17 protein-coding genes are annotated in these 21,873 nt (G+C 38.7%); 4 read left to right on the forward strand and 13 right to left on the reverse strand.

Annotated features, from left to right (window positions below; all coding sequences use genetic code 11):
- Positions 1-28: 28 nt before the first annotated feature.
- The 10 genes from modA to AC5YDM_RS09620 form a co-directional block, all read right to left on the reverse strand.
- A complete protein-coding gene (gene modA, locus AC5YDM_RS09575; protein ID WP_496151881.1) occupies positions 29-781 on the reverse strand; it encodes a molybdate ABC transporter substrate-binding protein in 753 nt (250 codons plus the stop codon).
- 68 nt (positions 782-849) lie between these two features.
- On the reverse strand, positions 850-2,139 hold the full coding sequence (locus tag AC5YDM_RS09580; protein ID WP_496151882.1) for a molybdopterin molybdotransferase MoeA: 1,290 nt from the start codon (positions 2,137-2,139) through the stop codon (positions 850-852).
- Positions 2,136-3,059 (reverse strand): bifunctional molybdenum cofactor biosynthesis protein MoaC/MoaB, encoded by a 924-nt coding sequence (gene moaCB / locus AC5YDM_RS09585; RefSeq protein ID WP_496151883.1) that lies wholly within the window; start codon positions 3,057-3,059, stop codon positions 2,136-2,138. Before moaCB ends, AC5YDM_RS09580 begins: the two co-directional genes overlap by 4 nt.
- An 84-nt stretch (positions 3,060-3,143) precedes the next feature.
- Positions 3,144-3,722 (reverse strand): molybdenum cofactor biosynthesis protein MoaE, encoded by a 579-nt coding sequence (locus tag AC5YDM_RS09590; protein WP_496151884.1) that lies wholly within the window; start codon positions 3,720-3,722, stop codon positions 3,144-3,146.
- Positions 3,723-3,724: 2 nt separating this feature from the next.
- Positions 3,725-3,991 (reverse strand): MoaD/ThiS family protein, encoded by a 267-nt coding sequence (locus tag AC5YDM_RS09595; RefSeq protein WP_496151885.1) that lies wholly within the window; start codon positions 3,989-3,991, stop codon positions 3,725-3,727.
- A 2-nt stretch (positions 3,992-3,993) separates the two neighbouring features.
- Positions 3,994-5,052 carry a GTP 3',8-cyclase MoaA gene (gene moaA, locus AC5YDM_RS09600; RefSeq protein ID WP_496151886.1) on the reverse strand — a complete coding sequence of 353 codons (1,059 nt, stop codon included), beginning with the start codon at positions 5,050-5,052 and terminating at the stop codon, positions 3,994-3,996.
- A 178-nt stretch (positions 5,053-5,230) separates the two neighbouring features.
- Positions 5,231-5,878, reverse strand: a complete 648-nt coding sequence (locus AC5YDM_RS09605; RefSeq protein WP_496151887.1) for an NTP transferase domain-containing protein — start codon at positions 5,876-5,878, stop codon at positions 5,231-5,233.
- Complete coding sequence (locus AC5YDM_RS09610) at positions 5,854-8,634, reverse strand: molybdopterin-dependent oxidoreductase (protein WP_496151888.1); 2,781 nt, start codon at positions 8,632-8,634, stop codon at positions 5,854-5,856. The genes AC5YDM_RS09605 and AC5YDM_RS09610 overlap by 25 nt, the downstream gene beginning before the upstream one ends.
- 361 nt (positions 8,635-8,995) lie before the next feature.
- Positions 8,996-10,720 carry a bifunctional protein-serine/threonine kinase/phosphatase gene (locus AC5YDM_RS09615; protein ID WP_496151889.1) on the reverse strand — a complete coding sequence of 575 codons (1,725 nt, stop codon included), beginning with the start codon at positions 10,718-10,720 and terminating at the stop codon, positions 8,996-8,998.
- A 66-nt stretch (positions 10,721-10,786) separates the two neighbouring features.
- Positions 10,787-11,596, reverse strand: a complete 810-nt coding sequence (locus AC5YDM_RS09620; protein ID WP_496151890.1) for a formate/nitrite transporter family protein — start codon at positions 11,594-11,596, stop codon at positions 10,787-10,789.
- A gap of 206 nt (positions 11,597-11,802) precedes the next feature.
- Here AC5YDM_RS09620 and cynS point away from each other — a divergent pair, with 206 nt between their 5' ends.
- The gene (gene cynS, locus AC5YDM_RS09625) at positions 11,803-12,252 is read left to right on the forward strand and encodes a cyanase (protein WP_496151892.1); all 450 of its coding nucleotides are present in this window, start codon (positions 11,803-11,805) and stop codon (positions 12,250-12,252) included.
- A 138-nt stretch (positions 12,253-12,390) separates the two neighbouring features.
- Here the strand turns inward: cynS and nirD are convergent, their stop codons facing one another.
- From nirD to AC5YDM_RS09640, 3 genes are read right to left on the reverse strand one after another with little or no spacing between them, the layout of a single operon-like run.
- Complete coding sequence (gene nirD / locus AC5YDM_RS09630) at positions 12,391-14,016, reverse strand: nitrite reductase small subunit NirD (protein ID WP_496151893.1); 1,626 nt, start codon at positions 14,014-14,016, stop codon at positions 12,391-12,393.
- A gap of 22 nt (positions 14,017-14,038) precedes the next feature.
- Positions 14,039-16,585, reverse strand: a complete 2,547-nt coding sequence (gene nirB / locus AC5YDM_RS09635; RefSeq protein ID WP_496151894.1) for a nitrite reductase large subunit NirB — start codon at positions 16,583-16,585, stop codon at positions 14,039-14,041.
- A gap of 39 nt (positions 16,586-16,624) precedes the next feature.
- Entirely contained in the window at positions 16,625-17,977 is a 1,353-nt protein-coding gene (locus tag AC5YDM_RS09640) for an MFS transporter (protein ID WP_496151895.1), read from the reverse strand.
- Positions 17,978-18,442: 465 nt separating this feature from the next.
- On the opposite strand from AC5YDM_RS09640, the gene AC5YDM_RS09645 reads away from it, so the two are divergent.
- The 3 genes from AC5YDM_RS09645 (at position 18,443) to AC5YDM_RS09655 (ending at position 21,872) form a co-directional block, all read left to right on the forward strand.
- The gene (locus AC5YDM_RS09645) at positions 18,443-19,030 is read left to right on the forward strand and encodes an ANTAR domain-containing response regulator (RefSeq protein ID WP_496151896.1); all 588 of its coding nucleotides are present in this window, start codon (positions 18,443-18,445) and stop codon (positions 19,028-19,030) included.
- 72 nt (positions 19,031-19,102) lie between these two features.
- Positions 19,103-20,110, forward strand: coding sequence for an ABC transporter substrate-binding protein (locus tag AC5YDM_RS09650; RefSeq protein WP_496151897.1), 1,008 nt, complete (start codon positions 19,103-19,105; stop codon positions 20,108-20,110).
- A gap of 91 nt (positions 20,111-20,201) precedes the next feature.
- Positions 20,202-21,872 (forward strand): phosphoethanolamine transferase, encoded by a 1,671-nt coding sequence (locus AC5YDM_RS09655; protein ID WP_496151898.1) that lies wholly within the window; start codon positions 20,202-20,204, stop codon positions 21,870-21,872.
- Position 21,873 lies beyond the last annotated feature (1 nt).

Raw genomic sequence — 21,873 nt, forward strand, 5'->3', positions numbered from 1 at the left:
ATTTCATTCCTAACCTTAATTATTGAAATCAGTACTTAAAACCATATTTTTTAAAAATTTGTTTGGCTTGATTACTATTAGAAATGAAACGATATAGTTTGAGTGCTTCCGCACTTTGAACACCCTGCTGTGTAAGGGCTATCGGATATATCACCGCTTGATGGGAATCATGTGGAAATGTTCCAATAATCTTTACTTTTTTACCGGCAAGTGCATCTGTTTTATAAACAATACCTACTTCACACTCACCTCTTTCTACAAAGGCAAGCGCCGAACGGACATCTTCTGTTGAAACGATGCGTCCTTGCAAAGGCTTTAGCCAATTGAAATAAGTCAGACTCTGCTTGGCGTATTTTCCTATCGGAACCGATTGCATTTCACCTGTACAAAGATAACCTTTAAATGATTTTGCAAAATTAAATTGTGTTGAAGGCTTAAATCCATAGCGATTTTTCAAACCGCTCACAACAACAATTTCATTGAATAAAAAGGGTTTAACCTGTGATTTTGAAATCTTATTTTTCGAAACCAAATAATCCATCCATGCTTGATCTGCCGAAAAATACAGATCAGCAGGTGCACCTAACTCAACTTGCCGAGCTAAAGTTGATGATGCACCTAAAATTTGAATCACCTTCGTTTGCGGATTCTGCGATTGATATAACTGTGCAATATCATTTAAAGCATCCGTTAAACTCGCAGCAGCATATACCCTGACCGTACCTGCCTCACAAAAGGTTGCACTCAACAAAAGTGAGATGGTCAAAACAACTTGTTTCATACAGATCAAATCCAATTTAACTTTGTTAAAAGTCATGCTGTCAAAATCGGGTTAATAAAATTAAGCAATTAGATCAATAACCCTTGTAACTCAGTTCCTTCCGCTATGTCTTGACCAGCTGGAATCAGTACAAGACAATTCGCTTGCATCAAGTTACTTAACATATGCGACTGCTGTTTCGGCAAACTATTCAGAACCAACCTACCTTGTTGAAACGTGGCAGACATTCTCAAAAAACGTTCGCGTGCATCTGATTTCAAACCGTGTTGAATAATGCCAATAAACCATTCAGGTAAGCTTTTTTGACCCTGTAATGCTTTTAACAATGTCGTGACATATATTTGCATGCCTACATAAACTGCCCCTGGATTCCCAGGTAAACCTAATAAATAACAATGAGATTTGTCATTTTTTGGGTAATCAGCAAAAAATATAGGTTTGCCTGGCTTCTGTTTAACTTTCCAAAAGATTTGCTCAAAACCAGAACTCAGAGCCACTGGTCTAACAAAATCATAATCTCCTACTGAAACACCACCAGTGGTGAGAATGATGTCATATTCATTTTTAAGTCGCTCAAAAAGTTCCGTCACTGCTAGTTCAGTATCAGCTACATGCATGAGTTCAACGTTTTGATTTTTCGAATGAAACCAAGATTGAATGAGTGGTGCATTTGCATCAAAGATTTTTCCTGAAGCTAAATCCTCGACATTTTCAGCGACTTCATCTCCTGTAACCACAACTGCAATTTTGGGATATTGAAAAACTTCGACTGCTTTTACACCTGCCATGCTCAGCGCCGCAATTGCACCGACATTAAGACATTGTCCTGCTTCAGCAAGTAACTGACCCAGTGATACTTCTTCACCAACATCACGGATATCTGCATGTATATGAAGTGCATCAGTCAATTCAATTTGAGTCGAATCCAACAATTTATTGACTTGCACAATTTCTTGGCGAGCAACAGTCGTCGTATTTTCAGGAATCTTTGCTCCTGTAAAAATTCGAACCGCCTGCCCTTGTTTAAGCTGAATATCTGCCGTTTGCCCTGCTCGGATTTCTCCGATCAGTTCAAATTGAGTGCCTACAGGTTCAGTTTGTAAACCTGTAAAAATGGCATAGCCATCGACTGCACTTTGTGAAAATAGCGGGAGCTCAATTTCAGAATAAATATCCTGTGCCAAATATCGATTTAAAGCCTGATTTAAAGCCAAAGATTCTGTAGACAGACTTTGCGTGTGATCCAACATCAACTTTAAAGCTTGATCGACAGTGATCAATCCCTTTTCAGCGCCACATCCATCGTGTGAGGTAGGAGACGATAAAGCCGTGATTTCAGAATTTAAACTTTGATTCATAAATACCCCCCTTGATGCGGAATATTTTTTTGCACATCAAATAAATGCACCAATGCAGGAAGCACCGCAATCAAGGATTCTTTTGCACCTTGACGACTACCCGGTAAAGTCATCACTAAGCTAGAATCAATATATCCAGCCACACCACGACTTAATGCGGCATAAGGGGTACGTTTTTGTCCAAAACTACGGGATGCTTCCATTAATCCTGGAATTTCACGTTGTAATAAAGGTTGTATGGTTTCTACGGTTAAGTCTTTCGGACCTAAGCCTGTTCCACCAACAGTCACAATAAATGGATATTTGTTTTTTTGTTGCTGAATGAGTGCCGAAAGTTGTTCTGGATTGTCAGGTATCACTTGGTAATGGATATCGACAAAATTCGCTTCTTCTAGGATTTCAAATACATTTTGCCCTGCTGTATCAGGCTTTTTACCTGATGCAACCGTATCAGAAAGTACAATCACGGATGCGGTCAAACTATCTTTTAACACCCGAGTAAAATGGGATTTACCCCCTTTTTTCATTTGTAATTTAATACCATCCAACAGCAAATCTTCAGGTTCACAATGCGGTTTCAGCATGTCATATAGGGTTAATCCTGCCAAACTGACTGCTGTTAATGCTTCCATTTCGACACCAGTTGGTCCGATTGTTTCCACCACTGCAGAAATTTCCACATGTGCATCAAACAGTTCATATTCAACATCGGCACGGTAAATCGGTAAAGGATGACAGAGTGGAATGAGCTCATCCGTGCGTTTTGCACCCAAAATACCGGCTATTCTGGCTGTTTTCAGCGCATCCCCCTTTTCAGTATTGCCATGACGTAACAGTTCTATGCAATGCGGTGGTGCATGCAATGTGCCGATCGCAATTGCTGTACGGTAACTTTCTGCTTTCATGCCCACATTTTTCATGCATTTTTCCTATTTAATCGTATGTTGCCTTAGCATTTTTGAAAGAAACTTTTCATCTCAATTGGCAGTCTGCTCTACAGTTCGTTAAAGCAACTGTTCACTTTCAATTGGACTGTTCTGTTTTACATGGGTGCAATGCTCATGATGTTGCTGTCGATCTAATTGTGAATATTGCTGATGTGTTTTCATTTGCATATGCTTTAAATGAGATGGCTGCTTATCTTGGTCTTTACGGATACAGCACCCTTCGACAAACTGGCTACTTCCATCCGTATAAAACTCTTCTTTCCAGACAGGAACTTCATGCTTCACGCGTTCCACAGCTTCCTCACAAGCTTCAAAAGCTTCACGACGATGTGGTGCATATGCCATCGCAATAATTGCTGTATCACCAATATCTAGTGCACCTATACGATGGACAACTCGTACATAAGACACGCCATATTTCTGCTGAACCTCTTGCTCAATTTGTCGAATCATTTTTTCGGCAACAGGTCTATAAGCCGTGTATTTCAAGGCTTTCACAGCTCGACCTTGATGATGGTTTCGTACCGTACCTACAAAGATCCCAATACCACCACATTCAGGAAAACATTGAATACCATCAAAGATATCTTGTAAAAGTGGGATATCTTGAATTCGATTAAACTCTTTCAGAAACATTTTCAGCCTCCTGCAACAGGTGATAACAGCACAATTACAGCATCATGTGAGATCACTGTTTGACGGTTAATCATGTCTTCCCCGATGGCACAAGCACAGCGCTCAATTAAATTTTCAGCCTCCGGGTAAGTTTGAATAACTTGAGTGAGTATCTCTTCGACATTTGATTCAGCTTTACATTGCAGGCTCAAATCTTCAGGTAAGTGACGTTGAATCGCACCAAAGGATTCAATCTTAATAGTCAATATTTTGCTTAATAATTCCGTCATTTTTAACCTCCAATCATGTGCATACTGATCTTGCGTGCATGAGAAACATGGATAGGGTTCATTTTTTCTAATTCTGTTTGAAGTGCTTGGTAGCCTTTGGCTTTGTTCCAGATATAGACGCCTAGCTTATTTTGTAAATCCAATTGAGATTGTAATTGAGCAACTGGATCTTGATTCAGCAGTTGCTGAATTTCCGCTTTAAGTCGCAACCCTTTTTGCGCAAATAAGCAATTAAAAAACTCACCTTGAGCATTCATTCTTAAGCGGTCACATGTGTCACAAAATGAATTACTTATGGTTGAAATAATGCCGACATATTGACCATTCACCACAAAACGACGTGCAGGATCAGCCCCTTTCCTTTGTTGAGTGGTGACATCAAATTCACTAGACAAACAATTCAAAATTTCTTGTTCACTGACCACGCTCTGTTTAGCCCATTTTTGGTCGCCATCGAGTGGCATGAATTCAATAAAACGTGGCTCAAAATGATGCGAATGTGCCCATTTCACCAAAGGAATGATTTGATTTTCATTCATCCCTTTCATCAGCACAGTATTAATCTTAATCCGCAGACCTGCTAGCTTTGCAGCTTGAATTCCATCTAAAACAGGTTCCAAAACTTGCTTTGTTAATTGCTTAAATTGTGTAGGATCCAAACTGTCTAAGCTGATATTGAGATCATCTAATCCTGCTTGTTTAAGTTGCTCTGCAAACTGCACCAAATAATGACCATTTGTCGTCATTGATATACGTTTCAGTCCTAAACTTTTGAGTTGTTGTAATTGTTGAATAAAATTTACAACGCCATGTCGCATCAGTGGTTCACCACCTGTGATGCGAATCTGTTCAACGCCGTGTTGCACCATAAAATGGCAAAAAGCATATAGTTCTTCAAAACTGAGTAATTCTTTTTTATTCATCCATTCTGGATGTTCGGGCATACAATAAACACATTTAAAATTACAACGATCCGTCACTGAAATACGGAGCTTGCGCTTTTGCCGTCCAAATTGATCTTGGAACATGCCTCGCTGATTGATTTGTGTCATGCTATTCATCGTATTATCCATGGCGTCGATTGCGCTGTTATGGCACAGCCTTCATATGACGCCCTATTTACATGCAATTTAAATTGCAAAAAGTGTTCCAACTTTGAGCTTTGCTTTCAATTTTGAATTTATAACTCATCGTTAAATAGCCCAAATCCAATTTGAGCTGTGATAAATAAGATTTGAATTAGAGGAAATTTAATTGTTGATGCTGCTGTAGCTCGTCAAAGGAATTGATACTATGAAAAAATAGAGTCCGATTTTTAAAACTGGCCAATTGCATATGCATTTCTGCAAAACAGTGCTTTAAACTTCGTTGATTGCATTCTAGATGTTTTTCAATGGTTACAAGACTACTGCGTTTCAATAAACAAAACGGATATAAAGCTTTTCCATTCACCTCAACGACTGCCACTTCACAAAGTGGATTCCGCTGAATCGCTTGATGCAAACATGAAATGACCTTTTTAGGGATGTAGGTCACGTCGCAAGGTACAAATAGTACATAGTCAGACTGTACACGTGACCATGCACTTTTCATTCCCATCAAAGGACCTTGAAAGCCCACTTCATCATCTGGAAAAAATTGAATAGAAGGAATGATCTGTTCATAAATAAAATGATCACGGTGACTATTCACCCAAACTTGGTTTGCTCGTGATTTGAAGTGTTGATGAATTTTGATCAATTGAATTTTATTATCAAATTTTTGCAGTAATTTATTGATGCCATTCATTCGACGTGCTTGCCCACCCGCCAAAATCACCACATCCGTTTTTGCATAAGTTGTATCGGAAAGTACTTGTCTATTCATTCTGCATACTCCGTTTGACATGATTTAATTAATCCACGTATTTCAGGTAAGCAAGAGCCACAATTTCCACCTGCTTTTAGGCATGCAGTGACCTGTTTTTCATTATTAATATTGTTCTCTTTAATGGTTTGAATAATTTTATTTTTACCTACTTTAAAACAACTACAAACCAGTGGGCCATCATTATTACTCATGGACATCGCTTGGCCTGCAAGTAAGGCTTTACGGTGCATTGCACTTATACGCTCACGTTTAAATAAGCTTGCCACCCAGTCTCGATCAGGTAATAAACCTGTAGGAGCAATATATAAACTTGCGATTAGCACACCATTTTTCAGCACGATACTGTGAGAGATTTGTGCAGACTGATCTTCCAAATTAAGCCATTCAAACTCTTCATCAGTAAAAGGTAAAAATGTTTTTAACTGTTCGGTTGTCGTACTCAACTTTTGACGATCAGCTAGCTCATAGCGAAAGGCATGAGAGGTTCTAATTTTAGTCCACCAAACGGTGTTCTGAATGGATTTTTCTGTATAAGACTCAAATCCACTGCGGACATATAGCACGCCTTGCCAATGCGTATAAAATGGCTGAATCATCACAGGAGTATGTTTAAACTCAGGTTCACCTGAAATTGGATCAACCACAGGATTGACCACTTTACCAATTCTGGCATCCGAGGCGACCTGATCATTCCAATGAATAGGTGCAAACACTTGACCTCGACGAATGTCGTTACTCACCTGTGCTCTTAAAACAGATACCCCCCATTTAGATCGTACTTCTAGCAAAGCCGTATCACGTATGCCGTATTTTAGTGCATCATTAGGGTGAATTTCACAATATGGTTCAGCTCGGTGATTGGCTAAATTAGCAGATAGTCCTGTACGACTCATGGTATGCCACTGATCACGAATCCGCCCTGTATTTAAAATCAATGGATATTCTGCTGAAATTTGATGAATCGGATCTTTTGCTAATGTTGCAATAAATTTTGCCTTACCATCTGCGTGACTAAATTTTCCGTCTGAGAATAATCGTGAAACTTTTGTATCGCTTTGGTTTTTATCCCATACAGGCCATTGAGTTGGTTTTAAGGTATCGTATTCTTCAATACCTAATTGTGTTAAACCGTTTAAATTAAAATAACGATAATTTTCAACGTGTTCTCGTTCATCTAAAGTAGCATTTTCATATGCTGATAAACGGGCATGCTCTAAAAAAATGTCATAACTGTTTTTAAACTCAAAACCTGTAAATGCCATTTTTTGCGCCACTTGAGCAATCGACCACCAATCTGCTTTCGCTTCACCAGGTTCTTCTAGAAAAGCCTTTTGCCGTGAAATACGACGCTCAGAATTGGTCACCGTACCGTCTTTCTCTCCCCAACCCAATGCAGGTAATAAAACATCTGCATATTGCGTTGTATCTGTGTCTAAACAGATATCAGACACCACCACAAATTCACACTTTTCTAATGCACGTTTAACCTGATCTGCATCGGGTAAACTGACGACAGGATTAGTTGCCATAATCCAAATGGCTTTGATTTTCCCAGCTTCTACAGCATGAAAAAGATCAACAGCTTTTAAACCGACTTGCTTGGCAATAGTCGGACTTTGCCAAAAGTTTTGCACCAATTGTTGATGGTTTGGATTATCTAAATCCATATGACTAGCGAGCATATTGGCGAGCCCACCCACTTCACGCCCCCCCATCGCATTTGGCTGTCCAGTCATGGAAAATGGTGCTGCTCCTAATTTTCCAATTTTACCTGTCAGTAAATGACAATTGATAATGCTATTAGCTTTATCTACGCCTTGAGATGACTGATTTACCCCCATGGAAAAAAGCGTCATCACTTTTTCAGTGTCTGCAAATTTTGCATAAAATTGGGTTAATTTTTCGAGTGCAATGCCTGTACGCTCAGCCACAGCTTCAACTGAAAGTTCAGGTTGACTACTTTCTAAAGCCGTTGCTAAACCTTGGGTATATTTTGTAATAAAGTCGTGATCGCTACAGCCATTTTGTTCTAAGTGCTGCAATAGACCATTAAACAGTGCAACATCTTGACCGGGTAAAATGGGTAAATGTAAGTCCGCACTTTCACAGGTCGCAGTGAAACGAGGGTCAATCAACACCACATATAAGCCACGTGACTCTTTTGCTTGCATGATGCGTTGATACAATACAGGGTGACACCAAGCGGTATTTGAACCGACCAAGACCACCATCTCAGTGTGCTCAAAATCTTCATAACTTGCAGGCACCAAATCTTCACCAAATGCCCGTTTATGTGCAGCCACGACAGAAGACATACATAATCGAGAGTTGGTATCGATATTGGCTGTACCCAAATAGCCTTTAACAAATTTATTGACCACGTAATAGTCTTCGGTCAACAACTGTCCAGAAACATAAAATCCAATACTTTCAGCACCATACTCATTGATGATGTGTTGAAATTTATTGGCAATCATTGTTGTAGCAGTGTCCCAATTTGTTTGAAAGCGCTCTTGTTTACGCCCTAACATCGGATGTAAAACTCTACTTTCCAAGCCCAATGTATCCGCTAAATTGCTTCCTTTAATACATAATTTTCCATAATTAGATGGATGATGAACATCACCTTCAACTGTGACTTTTTGCCCGAATGCCGTTTCAGTCACTTTCGCCGTCACACCACATCCGACACCACAGTATGGGCACGTGGTTTGTGTAATTTGACTTGTTGAATTTGAAGAAGTATTAAGCTCTACCATTGGAATAGTATTCATAACCACTCCTTTTTATCTTTCAAATCAAGAAATATGAATGTTTGAAACAATTCAAATCGTTGATGATTGAACTTTGTATATGAAAAAAATAAAGAATTCTGTTCAGCGATAAATGAAGTTAGAAAAGTTGATTTAAATGTTAATTTTTTGGGTTCTAAAATATTTTTTAGGTATAAAAATCTACTCACGACGATTTCCTCACTGAATTAAACACAGGGTTTAAAAAGTTAAAGTTTCTGCTTTAACTTTCGATCAGAACGGACGTCGTTGGCCGTTTTAAAATGTATGTCAGCCTACATTGGCTTACATACTCAATGAAGCAATGATTATGCCAATTTAGTACGCTTATTTTTCAATAATGCTAAATATATAGCCATAAAAAATACCCAATGATCAATGCGATTAATAGAAACGACAAGTTTCTCCAAAAACCTACAGGGTCTTGATCTAACTGACTTTTAGTTTGCTTTTTTTTGTAGCTGTGATTTGGATTTTTAAGCTCATAAACAAATTCAGAAAGCGTATGAAACCTTTGATTATGATCAAGATTTAATGCTTTTTTTAATGTGCCCTCGAACCAATAAGGAACATCTGGTCGGTATGTATCTAAAGCTTGATAAGTCACTTGTTTAAGTTGTTTTTTTGCAGTGCACTTTGCCACATCAGTTCCATAAGGCAGCTGACCACTCAATAAATAATATGCAAGTACTGCCAATGAATATTGATCCGATCGCTCTGTAGCGGATAAACCTATAAAATACTCGGGAGCCATATAAGCCAATGTGCCTAGCCCTTCAACTGTATTGTTTTGTTTTAATTCGCTTAAACTTTTCACTGCGACCGAACCAAAATCAATCAACTTAAGCTTCCCATTCGCATTGATCATGACATTTTCAGGACGAATATCTTGATGAAGCATTTCTAAGCGGTGAAACGCATTCAGGCCTTTAGCAAGCTGTTCAATGATATTCACAACCTCATCCAACTCAAGTTTAGCTTCACGTTGATTCAACCATTGCCCCAAGCTTTGCCCTTCAAGGAATTCAAATGTCTGATATAGGTAAGTTTTGGGGCGCTGTTGATCATAAGCGTGCATGACATATCGGTTATCTATGCGCTTTGCTACCCACTCTTCCAAAATGAAACGTTCAATCGCTGCGGGTTGCTGCTGTAATTCAGTAGATAGAGTTTTCAATACCACTTTATTTTGTGTGAGCTGATCAATTGCAAGGTACAAACGACTTCGATGACTTTGATGAAGTACTTTCTCAATAGAGAAACCATCTAAAACATCCCCCAAACTGAGTTCAGGAATAATTTTCAGTTCACTCGTATTGGGTTCTAAGGTAGCCAAATCTAGACTGACATCATCAACCTTTAGAATTTGAATACTTAAATTATCTTGACTGCCATGTTCTAAAGCATGGGCAATTAATTGTTGTGCAGTTTGATTTAAATCTTCAGTTTCTTCTATTTTTTTCAAAATAATGTTCTGATTTAGATGTTCATAAGCGCCATCTGTCATGAGTAAAAATATATCTTCTGGATAGACCTGAACCTTCACATAATCAATTTCAACTTTAGCTTCCACACCCAATGCACGACTAAGATAACTTTGTTGTGATGACAATGAAATCCGATGGTCTGTCGTCAATTGTTCCATTAATCCATTTTGAATGCGATATATTCGGGCATCTCCAATATGAAATAGATGGGCTTGATTATGTTTAAGTACCAAACTACTAAAGGTACACACATAGCCACGATCTTTATCAAATCTATCCTGACTTTGCTGTGTTTGAGAATAAAGCCATGAGTTGATCGAACGAATCACACGTTCTGCTGATGTTTTTACACTCCAAGAATCAGGTGTCGAATAGTAGTCTTGAATAAAGCTGGATACCGCTGTCTCACTCGCAATATGGCTCACATTACTGCTACTGATTCCATCGGCAATAGCACAGACGATCCCTTTTTGAGTTAGAATATAACCCTCTGGTAATCCTGCACCATGAAAATCCTGTTGTTCTGCTTTTACTCCTTTATCAGCAAATTGCCCTAAAAGAACAGCTAATTTTTTGCTCATCAGCTTACACTCTTAAAATTGGATCATCCTTGATCCTGTATTATTGATGATGATAAAAAGTAAGAATTAGAAATCCTTACGGTCTGCTGTACGGACGTGCGTGGTGTAAAGTGCAAGACCTGTTAATGCTAAACCACCGACTAAGTTGCCCAAGACTACTGGTAACTCATTCCAAATAAAGTAATCCATAATCGAGAAGTCACCACCCATCATCATTGCAAATGGAAATAAGAACATATTCACGACAGAGTGCTCAAAGCCCATTGCAAAAAACAGCATAATCGGCATCCACATCGCAATGAACTTTCCGCTAACAGTGGTCGACATCATGGCGCCAATTACACCCAACGATACCATCCAGTTACACAACATACCACGGATAAAAATCGTCATCCAACCAGCAAAACCATATTCGGCATAGCCTAAAGTACGATCTTCTCCAATATGCGCAATCGCAAGTCCAACTTTATTCGGCTCTGCTGCAAAACCATAGGTATAAACAATAGCCATTAAAAAAGCCACGGTTAAACAACCTGCAAAGTTGCCTAAAAACACCCATCCCCAATTCTTTAAAATTCTTTTCCAAGTCACGCCAGGACGTTTATCAAGCCAAGCCAAAGGTGTAAGTACAAAAACCCCTGTGAGCAAGTCGTAGCCCAATAAATAAAGCATGCAAAAACCAACTGGAAATAACAATGCACCAATAAGAGGCACACCAGTTTGCACAGCAATAGTCACAGCAAATACAGCAGCCAAAGCTAAAATTGCACCCGCCATAAAGGCTCGAATGACGACATCACGTGTCGCCATATGGAGTTTTGCTTCACCAGCATCGACGACTTTTTTTGCAAATTCTGCAGGAGCAAGATACGACATTTTTCACCTCATAATAATACGATTAGATATTTTAAAATCCCATCAATTAAAATCTATTAAATATTATTTAACTTCATTCGTGATAAAAATAAATCAACTTTTAAAGTGCAATTTATATACCAACATAATATTTATATTTTAATATTTTTTGGTATAAAAACTGCATAAAACAATTACCTTAATAAATTTATATTCATGAATTAAATATGATTACGCATCGCCAACAAGTCACAGACATGATTATTTCTGCAAAAGTACTCAAATCGATAAAATGGAAAGATGTCGCTGAAAAAATTGGCTTATCGAAAGAATGGGTCACTTCTGCATGTTTGGGACAAATGGCTTTTAACAAACAACAAGCTGAAATTATTGGTGAAATATTCGGCCTTACAGATGAAGCAGTCGCTTGGCTACAAATCGTGCCGTATAAAGGATCACTCGAAACAAGTGTACCAACAGACCCATTAATTTATCGTTGGTATGAAGTCGTGAGTGTTTATGGTACGACCATCAAAGAGCTTATTCATGAAGAGTTTGGTGATGGTATTATGAGTGCGATTGATTTCAGTATGGATATTCAACGCGAAAACAATCCAAATGGTGATCGAGTTAATGTCATATTATCAGGAAAATTTTTACCCTATAAAACATATTAATCATTACTTTATTAAATCATTCATTAAAAATCACTCATTAAAAAAGCCATTTTAAAATGGCTTTTTTAATATTATATTTTCAACTGTATATTGTTTTTAGATGCTGATTAAAATAAAAACTTCAATCCTTGCTAAGGATTAACTTGCCTTCTTTAAAGCAAAGTCTTTTCCGAATAAAAGTTTATTACGAATGGATGAAATTGGTGTTTGATCTGCAATCAATTCTGCATACCAAGTCCCATCTTCAGTATCTCCAAAAAGTACCGCACCGATCACTTTATCTTTTTGAATAATAATACGCTTGTAAATTTGACGCTTTTCATCATTCAGTACGATATCTTCAAAATCCTCTTTTGGTGCACTTGCTTCTATATCAATTCGTCCTGCTGAAAACACATCACAACCACTCACTTTAAGCTGTGTCGGAACTGTCGGCGCTTTAAATGTCAAACTACCGTGTTCTGCCAAGTGTGATGCACAAATGAACGCTTGTCCCCACAATGGCTCAACCAAACCAAAAGTTTGATTTCGATGTTCAATACACTCGCCAACAGCATAAATACTTGGGTCAAACGTCTGCATAGTGTCATTAACCAATACACCGCGATTACAGCGTAGCCCTGCACTTTGAGCAAGCGACATATTTGGACGGATACCAACAGCAAAGATCACTAAATCTGCCGGCAATGTACGTCCATCCTTTAAACGTAATTGTTGAACGTGACCCTCTTGTCCTAGTAGAGCTTCTGTATTGGCTTCAGTAATAATTTCAATGCCTTTCGCTTCGATTGATGCCTTTAACATGGTACTGGCTTTAGCATCTAGCTGACGATCCATTATACGATCCGTCAAATGTAGAACTGTCACATTCATGCCACGCTGTTTCAGTCCATAGGCTGCTTCCAAACCTAGTAGACCGCCACCGATTACGACAGCATTTTTATGCGACGCACAATAATCGAGCATGGTATTGACGTCATAAATATCTCGAAAGCTCATCACGCCTTTTAAATCTGCACCAGGAATCGGCGGAACAAACGGTTTCGAGCCTGTCGCAAGAATCAAACGGTCATAATCAACCACCACTCCTTGTTCGGTATAGATTTGTTTACGTGGTCGATCTATACGAACAGCGGCGTCTCCAGCGATCAGTCGAATTCCTTTTTCAGCGTACCACGCATGGGTATGCAGCATAATGTCGTCAATGGTTTTATCACCAGATAATACTGGTGACAACATGATACGGTTGTAGTTGCCCCATGGTTCCTCACCAATGACCGTAATTTCATAACGATCAGATGCCATATCTAATAGGTCTTCTAAACAGCGCATGCCTGCCAAACCGTTGCCAATCAGAACCAATTTCATTTTTTCTTGAGAAGGTCCTGTATTGGTAATATACGTTTTCTGAGGGCTTGGGCTCACGTAAACACGACCATTTTCAATCTTGTTTGGGAATACCAACAGTTTCTGTTCTTTGTCTTCTAAACAACGCCCTGTTGCCAAGCTAAAATGTTGTTTATAGATTGGCGAAGCCACTACACGCTCACCTTGCAGGTCACCGACAATGCCACGTGACATCACAAAAGCTTTACTAAATGGATCCTGATTACTCAACGCATAGACACGCTTTTCTGAACCCACACGAAAAATGGCAACTTGCTGATCTTGGATTAAAGCGCCTACGCCCGTATTTGGTGTGATCCGATCTAAATCACAAACATCAACCCATTCAAGTTCATTCATATCTTTTAAAATTGTCATGTATATTCTCCTTGAGGGTTAATTAAGCTTCAACCACTGGAATACGTGTTAAATCACGTTCAGCCAAGGTTTTAGGGCGAATTTGTCCACGCACTTCAGCAAATTGAATATGCGGATCTTTTTGTGCTTCTGCTTTTGTATTGACGAAATTGACGAAACGTTTGCGTACTTCTGGGTCTTCAATCGCTGTGCGCCATTCATCTTGATAAGTGCCCACCACATGACTCATACGACGTTCAAGCTCTTCAGCAATCCCCAATGAATCATGAACGATGACGTCTTTAAGATAATCCAAACCACCTTCCATATTGTCACGCCATACCGAAGTACGTTGTAAACGATCTGCTGTTTGGATATAGAACATAAAGAATCGGTCAATATATTTAATCAGAGTTTGGGTATCTAAATCTGATGCAAGTAGCTCCGCGTGACGAGGCTTCATGCCGCCATTACCACAGACATACAGGTTCCAACCTTTTTCTGTTGCAATGACACCGACATCTTTACTTTGCGCTTCTGCACATTCACGTGTACAGCCTGATACCGCCATTTTTGTTTTATGTGGTGAACGCATTCCTTTATAGCGATTTTCAAGAAAAATGGCCAAACCAACAGAATCATCGACGCCGTAACGGCACCATGTGCTACCCACGCAAGATTTTACAGTACGTAGTGACTTACCATAGGCATGTCCAGACTCAAAACCAGCTTCAATCAGTTTTTCCCAAATTTCAGGCAGTTGATGCACTTGAGCACCAAACATATCGACACGTTGACCACCTGTAAGCTTGGTATATAAACCATACTCTTTTGCAATTTGACCAATGGCAATCAAGCCATCTGGGGTAACTTCACCACCAGCCATACGAGGCACTACAGAGTAAGAACCATCTTTTTGGATGTTGCCTAAGTAGTAATCATTACTGTCTTGCAAACCTGCATGACTCGGTTTCAACACAAAATCATTCCAACATGAAGCTAAGATATTTGCCACTGTTGGCTTACAAATATCACAACCTAAACCATGACCATGTTGTTGAATTAAATCATCAAAAGTTTTGATTTCATTGACACGTACCAAGTGATACAACTCTTGGCGTGAATATGCAAAGTGCTCACACAGATGATTATTTACAGTCACACCTTGGCGTTGTAATTCGGCTTTAAGTACTTGCGTAACCAGTGGCGTACAGCCTCCACATGCTGTTGCAGCTTTGGTGCATTTTTTTAGAGCGCCGAGTGAAGTCGAACCATCAGCGATTGCAGAACAAATATCAGCTTTTGATACGTTATTGCATGAACAAATCGTTGCATTGTCTGGCAAGAGATCTACACCGCTTCCACCTGCTTTCGAAGAAGCTTGATCAAAGCCTGGCATAATTAAACTTTCAGGATTTTCAGGTATTTCCAATCCATTCAACATCATTTGCAGCAGATCGTTGTATTCTTTAGCGCAACCCACGAGCACTGCACCTAAGAGCTGAGTTTTATCGCGATTGACCACAATCTTTTTATAGACTTGAGCTGCCTCATCGGCATAGAAATAACTCAGTGCATTCGGTGTCATTGCATGTGCATCACCAACTGATGCAACATCCACACCCATGAGTTTCAACTTGGTACTCATGTCAGCACCTGCAAACTCATTACATGCTTGTTCCATGACATGTTTAGCCGCAATACGTGCCATATCATAGCCTGGAGCGACTAAGCCATAAATTTTGTTTTGCCACAGTGCACATTCACCAATGGCATAAATATCAGCATTTGAAGTTTGGCAATAATCATTAATGACAATACCGCCACGCTCACCAATAGACAGACCACTTTGGCGAGCTAATTCATCACGAGGGCGAATCCCTGCTGAAAATAAAATGATATCAGTTTCAAGTTCACTGCCATCACCAAATTTCATTAAGTGAGTCGTCGATACACCTTGTTCAATACTTGAAGTCGCTTTTTGGGTATGAACTTTTACACCTAAATTTTCGATCTTTGAACGAAGAACCTTTCCACCGAGGTCATCAATTTGCACCGCCATTAAACGAGGTGCAAATTCAACGACATGTGTTTCAAGATCTAAATCTCGCAGCGCTTTGGCTGCTTCTAGTCCAAGTAAACCACCTCCAATCACTACGCCACTTTTTGCATTTAAACTTGCTTGTTTTAACGCATCTAAATCATCAATAGTGCGATAGACGAAGCAGTTTTCACGGTCATTTCCTGGAATAGGGGGTACAAATGCATATGAACCTGTAGCTAAAACAAGCTTATCGAAACTGAGAACATCGCCATGATTGGTTGTAACTGTTTTATTGATTTGATCAATTTCAACAACTTTGGTACTTAAACGTAGATCTATTCCGTATGCATCCGCAAAATCACTTCGACATAAGGTTAAATCTTTCACTGATTTACCGCTAAAGTATTCCGTTAAATGAACACGATCGTAGGCTAAGCGAGGCTCTTCTGCCAAAATCGTAATTGCAACGTCGTCTCCTGCTTGTTCAAGCAATGATTCAATAAATTTGTGTCCGACCATACCGTGGCCAATCATGATGATTTTCATAGCATTACTCCAATTTTCTTTAAATCTCTAAATCTTTGATTACGAATTTTGTGCTTCAGCCAAGCTACGTTCATGTATGGCTTGCTCATATAAGCGTTGTTCTTTTTCTTTATGCTCAACCGAGAAACGAATCATCAGTACACAGCTTGCAGCAATCACGACCAGACCGCCTAAAACCATAAGCGTGGTTTGAATATCAAGCATGCCCTTCAATAGAAAACCTGCTGCCACTGCACCGACGTTACCACCTGCCCCAATAATTCCTGCAACACCACCCAATGCATCACGATCAATAAATGGCACCAAGGCATAGGTTGCGCCACATGCCATGTGGGTGAATAAAGCGAATACTGTCATTGCGAGGATAGCCAACATCGGCGTTGACATTTGCGAGAACAGGACGAGAAACAAGCCTTCCATTAAAATCATGGCAAATAAAACTTTAGTGCGACCATCTAAGCCTTTTTTGGTCGCAACTTTATCCGAAACAATGCCACCCAGAGCGCGGGCAAATAGTGCTAACAGTCCAAAAATACCTGCTGCCATTCCTGCTTCTTTTAATCCAAAATTAAAGTTTTCCACGTAGTACATTGCGACAATGTTATGAATGAAAATTTCAATACCAAAGCATGCTGCATATGCACCGAATAAAATCCAAACACGGTAGTTACGTGCAGCATGCATCAGAATCGCTACACCACCTTTTTTGTCTGAACCAACGGATACGCCTTGTTCACGTAATTCATTAAAATTGCCTTGTGGTGCATCTTGTGTAAATTTCCAATACATCACCCCAACGATCAACATCAATACACCCGGAACGATTAAAGCAATTCTCCAACCCATTGCTTGTTCAACACCGAACATTACTAATGCTGCCAACATGAGTGGCATCAACACTTGTGTTGCACCGCCCCCTGCATTCCCCCAACCTGCTGTTGTAGCATTGGCGGTCCCCACCACATTAGGTGCAAACATGATACTGGTGTGATATTGCGTGATCACAAAACTGGCACCGATCGCTCCAATGAGTAGACGGAAAAAGAGGAAAGACTCGTAGCTATTTGCTGATGCCACACCAAATACTGGAATACTTCCAAGAATGAGCAATGCGGTATAAGTTTTACGGGGACCGTATTTGTCACACAGTGGTCCAACGATGAGACGTACAAGAATGGTGATGGCAACCGCTGCAATATTAATATTGGCGATTTGATCTTTGGTTAAATTGAACTCACCTGCGATGACAGGCATTAAAGGTGCGCAAGCAAACCATGCGAAGAAGCAGACAAAAAATGCGAGCCAACTCATGTGGAAGGCTCTCATCGCGGCATTGCTGAAGTTAAATAAACTAATTTTAGTTTCTTTTTTAGCATTCAAATTTGTAGACATAACCGTCTCCACCTGAACTGAACGTATTGGTTTATTCACTACTCAAAATGGTAATGAACTCGATCAGAACGGACGTCGTTGGCCGTATCACAAATTTTTAAAGTCTTCTTTGACTTGCAAATACAAATGCATAGACTATGCCAACCTTTAAAATTATTTATATTTAGTCAATATTATCAATGATTTATTTTTTAATTTTATTTTTATCTGTTTAAATCAAGAGCAATCATTTTAGGGGTATGGCTTTAATTGAAAAATGAAGACTTTAGAGAGTTGCATTAAATCTGCACATGAAAGTCACTTTTTAGTGCACCCGTAAAAGATAGAGCAATTTATTGAATCCCTTCAGTGAACCATAACCGCTAAATGAACTAAATTAGATCAATTTAAAACCTATTTTTTTGGTCTAATTTTTGCTTAGGGATTGATGTACTTTGCATTCTCAGGTCTTCCCTGTCTAACGATATGCCAAATCTAAAAATTGCACTGATAGATGACGATCTAGAACGTGCCTCATATATCCAAAAATCTTTAATTGAACACGACTTTGACGTGGTCGCTTGTTTATCAATAGATCATCTGAATAGTGCTGATTTAAAGCATTTGAATGCAGATGTGATCTTATTGGATATGGATCATCCGCATCGAGATATTATAGAAAGCTGTGTCAGTCAATTTGATTTACCAACAGTACTTTTTACTAAAAACTCCAATAAAGATACGATTCGAAGTGCCATAGATGCAGGTGTGACCGCTTATATTGTGGATGGTATCGATCCAGCAAAATTAGACAGTATTTTAGAAATATCTATTGAGCAATTCAAAAAGCATAAAAAATTGATTAATGATTTAGCAGAAACCAAGTGCAAACTGGCTGACCGTAAAGACATCGAAAAAGCCAAAGTCCTGTTAATGCAAATGCAAACCTTGACGGAAGATCAAGCCTTTCAGTTGTTGAGGAAAAATGCAATGAGCCATCGAATGACCATGGGAGAAATGTCCCGCCGTTTACTCGAAGCTCAAGCTTTGCTTCAATCGCAATTTAAAAACTGATATTCGTCAACAATCAATGCTTACTCAAACTATGAAATTTTTAAAAATGGCAAAAAATCAGGAATAAATACGATGTCAAATTTAGAAAAAAATCAGATCCAAATTGGTTATATTCCTTTGCTCGATTGTGTTGCACTGTTATGGGCAAAACATCGTGGTTTTTTTGAAGACGTTGGACTACACGTTGAATTGGTGCATGAAGCATCTTGGGCAAGTTTGAGAGATCGTTTAGCATTTGGCTTTTTAGACGCAGCGCATTGTTTATCTGCCATGCTACCTGCTGCAGCTATTGGGCAAGATCAATTGGGTATTCCCCTCAAAACACCGTTGGTTTTAAGCCAAAATCGAGCTTTTATTACTTTAAGCCAAAAATTATGCTTTGAGCTAGGGATTCAAATTGATGATGCTCCATTAATATCAGCAGAAAAAATCGTTGAAGCCATGTCAAAAGATAGACATTTAAGAAACACGATTAAATTTGCACATGTATATAAACAATCCATTCATCATTATTGTTTAAGAGAATGGTTTGCTTTAGCAGATGAAAATTTAGCAAAAAATATTCAACTTCAAACTTTGCCACCACCATATATGGTGGAAGCTTTAAATAATCATCATATTGATGGATTTTGTGTCGGAGAACCGTGGAATACTGAAGCTGAAGTCATGGGTATTGGAGATAAAATATTATCGAGCCAAGCAATTATTCCGACTGTTGCAGATAAGGTTTTAGCCGTCACTGATGAATGGGCAACATCAAATCCGAATACCTTAAAAGCCATGTGTAATGCAATTCAAAAAGCACAGCAAGAACTGCAAAAAATAGACAATTTTAATGAGGTTTGGAGTTTGCTAATCGAATTTAATATTATTCGTTTTAAATGCTCTGAAACCATTCATGTGCAAAAATATCATGGGATTCAAAATATTATTCGGAGTTTTGTTGGTGATGACATTTCACCCAATCCAAATGACTTTATATGGTTAATGGCACAAATGCAAAAATGGGATGGTGTCATATTCAAAGAAAATCAAATTGAGGAGATCAGCCATAACTGTATTATCTCCCTAATAAAATAATGCACCTGACAACTTTTATAAGATCATCATTAAGAACATTTTAAGTTTCGCTATTTAGCATGAGTGAATCAAAATTTTTAATGTTTTTAGTATGTTCAAAAAATTAAATCTAATATCAAAAATTCCGACAGTTTCACTGTCAACATTTAATTTATGTATGGCTGTGTGGCTCACGATTGGTCTCAATTTTTTATTTTTTGAAAAACTCGCTGCATTAACCCCACATTCTGGCTTTCAATACTTTTTATTTATCATTGCCTCAGCTGGTGTAATTATCTCAGTATACAATTTAATTTTTCAGATGATTCACTGGAAAATTAATGCCAAGCTATTCTCTTTCTTTTGGATTACTTTGGGCGGTCTAAGTGCGTACTTTGTAAATAGCTTGGGGGCTGTGATTAACTCAGATCAAATCCAAAATATGATGCAAACCGATCATAGTGAAGCATTTGATCTAGTGAATTTAAATTTTTTAATCTGGGTGATTTTATTTATCGCTCTACCTTTGATGGTTCTGTTTATAGTCAAAATTAAACCTGAAAATATCAAACCGATTCTATTAAAAAAAATGAGTCATATTGTTGCTTCTGTTCTCATATTAATGGGGTTGGTCTTTGCCTATTATGTAGATTATGCGGCTATTTTTAGAGAAAACCGTGATTTAAAAGGAATGATTTCTCCACAAAATTTCGTTGGTTCATCATGGTCATATTATAAAAAACAAAGACCGCAAGAAAACCTACCATTGATTCATTATGGTGAAGATGCACACCTCATTCAAAATGCTACAAACTCGAAAAAACCTAAAATTATGCTTTTGGTTGTCGGTGAAACTGCTCGTGCAGAAAGTTTTTCGCTGAATGGTTATGCAAAACAAACCAATCCTGAGCTGTCTAAATTAGACTTAATCAACTTTTCGAATGTCAGTTCTTGTGGGACAGCAACCGCAGTTTCAGTGCCGTGTATGTTTTCAGGCATGACCCGTGAGAGCTACGATTCGAAGTTAGCGCATCATCGTGAAGGGTTATTAGATATCGCGCAAAGAGCTGGATACAAAGTGACATGGATTGACAATAATTCGGGCTGCAAAGATGTATGCAACCGCGTTGAACAATTTAAAATACCCACTACATTAAAAGATAAATGGTGTAGCCCTGATGGTGAATGCTTCGATGAAATTTTAGTGGATAGCTTAAAAGATTATTTAAAACAATTACCTAAAAATGATCAACAGTCGCATCTGATCGTATTACACCAAATGGGAAGTCATGGACCTGCTTATTACAAACGTAGTCCAACTGAATTTCAACGTTTTAAACCCACCTGTGATACCAATGCGATTCAAGGCTGTAGTCAAGAAGAGTTACTGAACAGCTATGACAATTCAATTCTTTATACAGATCATGTTTTGAGTCAATTGATTGGAGCATTAAATGAAAAATCACAATATCAAACTGCATTTTGGTACTTATCCGATCATGGTGAATCCACAGGTGAAAGTGGTCTGTATTTACATGGTGCACCCTATGCTATAGCACCATCTCAACAAACTCACATTCCGATGTTCATGTGGTTTTCACAGCAATGGCAAGAAAACCAACCTTCAGATGTGAATTGCCTATCACAACTGAAAAAATCAACATTATCACAAGACAATTTATTCCCAACTCTGATAAATTTATTAGGCATAAAAACAAATACCGCTGACCCGCATTTAAATATGCTTCAGCAATGTCAAAAGACCACTGCACCGAGAGCTTAGT

The organism is Acinetobacter sp. CY81 (assembly GCF_059515925.1).

What these genes read in the sequence shown, in the direction of transcription:
- modA (WP_496151881.1), bottom strand. Translation starts at nt 781, where the DNA reads ATGAAACAAGTTGTTTTGACCATCTCACTTTTGTTGAGTGCAACCTTT.
- AC5YDM_RS09580 (WP_496151882.1), bottom strand. Translation starts at nt 2,139, where the DNA reads ATGAATCAAAGTTTAAATTCTGAAATCACGGCTTTATCGTCTCCTACC.
- moaCB (WP_496151883.1), bottom strand. Translation starts at nt 3,059, where the DNA reads ATGAAAAATGTGGGCATGAAAGCAGAAAGTTACCGTACAGCAATTGCG.
- AC5YDM_RS09590 (WP_496151884.1), bottom strand. Translation starts at nt 3,722, where the DNA reads ATGTTTCTGAAAGAGTTTAATCGAATTCAAGATATCCCACTTTTACAA.
- AC5YDM_RS09595 (WP_496151885.1), bottom strand. Translation starts at nt 3,991, where the DNA reads ATGACGGAATTATTAAGCAAAATATTGACTATTAAGATTGAATCCTTT.
- moaA (WP_496151886.1), bottom strand. Translation starts at nt 5,052, where the DNA reads ATGAATAGCATGACACAAATCAATCAGCGAGGCATGTTCCAAGATCAA.
- AC5YDM_RS09605 (WP_496151887.1), bottom strand. Translation starts at nt 5,878, where the DNA reads ATGTCAAACGGAGTATGCAGAATGAATAGACAAGTACTTTCCGATACA.
- AC5YDM_RS09610 (WP_496151888.1), bottom strand. Translation starts at nt 8,634, where the DNA reads ATGAATACTATTCCAATGGTAGAGCTTAATACTTCTTCAAATTCAACA.
- AC5YDM_RS09615 (WP_496151889.1), bottom strand. Translation starts at nt 10,720, where the DNA reads ATGAGCAAAAAATTAGCTGTTCTTTTAGGGCAATTTGCTGATAAAGGA.
- AC5YDM_RS09620 (WP_496151890.1), bottom strand. Translation starts at nt 11,596, where the DNA reads ATGTCGTATCTTGCTCCTGCAGAATTTGCAAAAAAAGTCGTCGATGCT.
- cynS (WP_496151892.1), top strand. Translation starts at nt 11,803, where the DNA reads ATGATTACGCATCGCCAACAAGTCACAGACATGATTATTTCTGCAAAA.
- nirD (WP_496151893.1), bottom strand. Translation starts at nt 14,016, where the DNA reads ATGACAATTTTAAAAGATATGAATGAACTTGAATGGGTTGATGTTTGT.
- nirB (WP_496151894.1), bottom strand. Translation starts at nt 16,585, where the DNA reads ATGAAAATCATCATGATTGGCCACGGTATGGTCGGACACAAATTTATT.
- AC5YDM_RS09640 (WP_496151895.1), bottom strand. Translation starts at nt 17,977, where the DNA reads ATGTCTACAAATTTGAATGCTAAAAAAGAAACTAAAATTAGTTTATTT.
- AC5YDM_RS09645 (WP_496151896.1), top strand. Translation starts at nt 18,443, where the DNA reads ATGCCAAATCTAAAAATTGCACTGATAGATGACGATCTAGAACGTGCC.
- AC5YDM_RS09650 (WP_496151897.1), top strand. Translation starts at nt 19,103, where the DNA reads ATGTCAAATTTAGAAAAAAATCAGATCCAAATTGGTTATATTCCTTTG.
- AC5YDM_RS09655 (WP_496151898.1), top strand. Translation starts at nt 20,202, where the DNA reads ATGTTCAAAAAATTAAATCTAATATCAAAAATTCCGACAGTTTCACTG.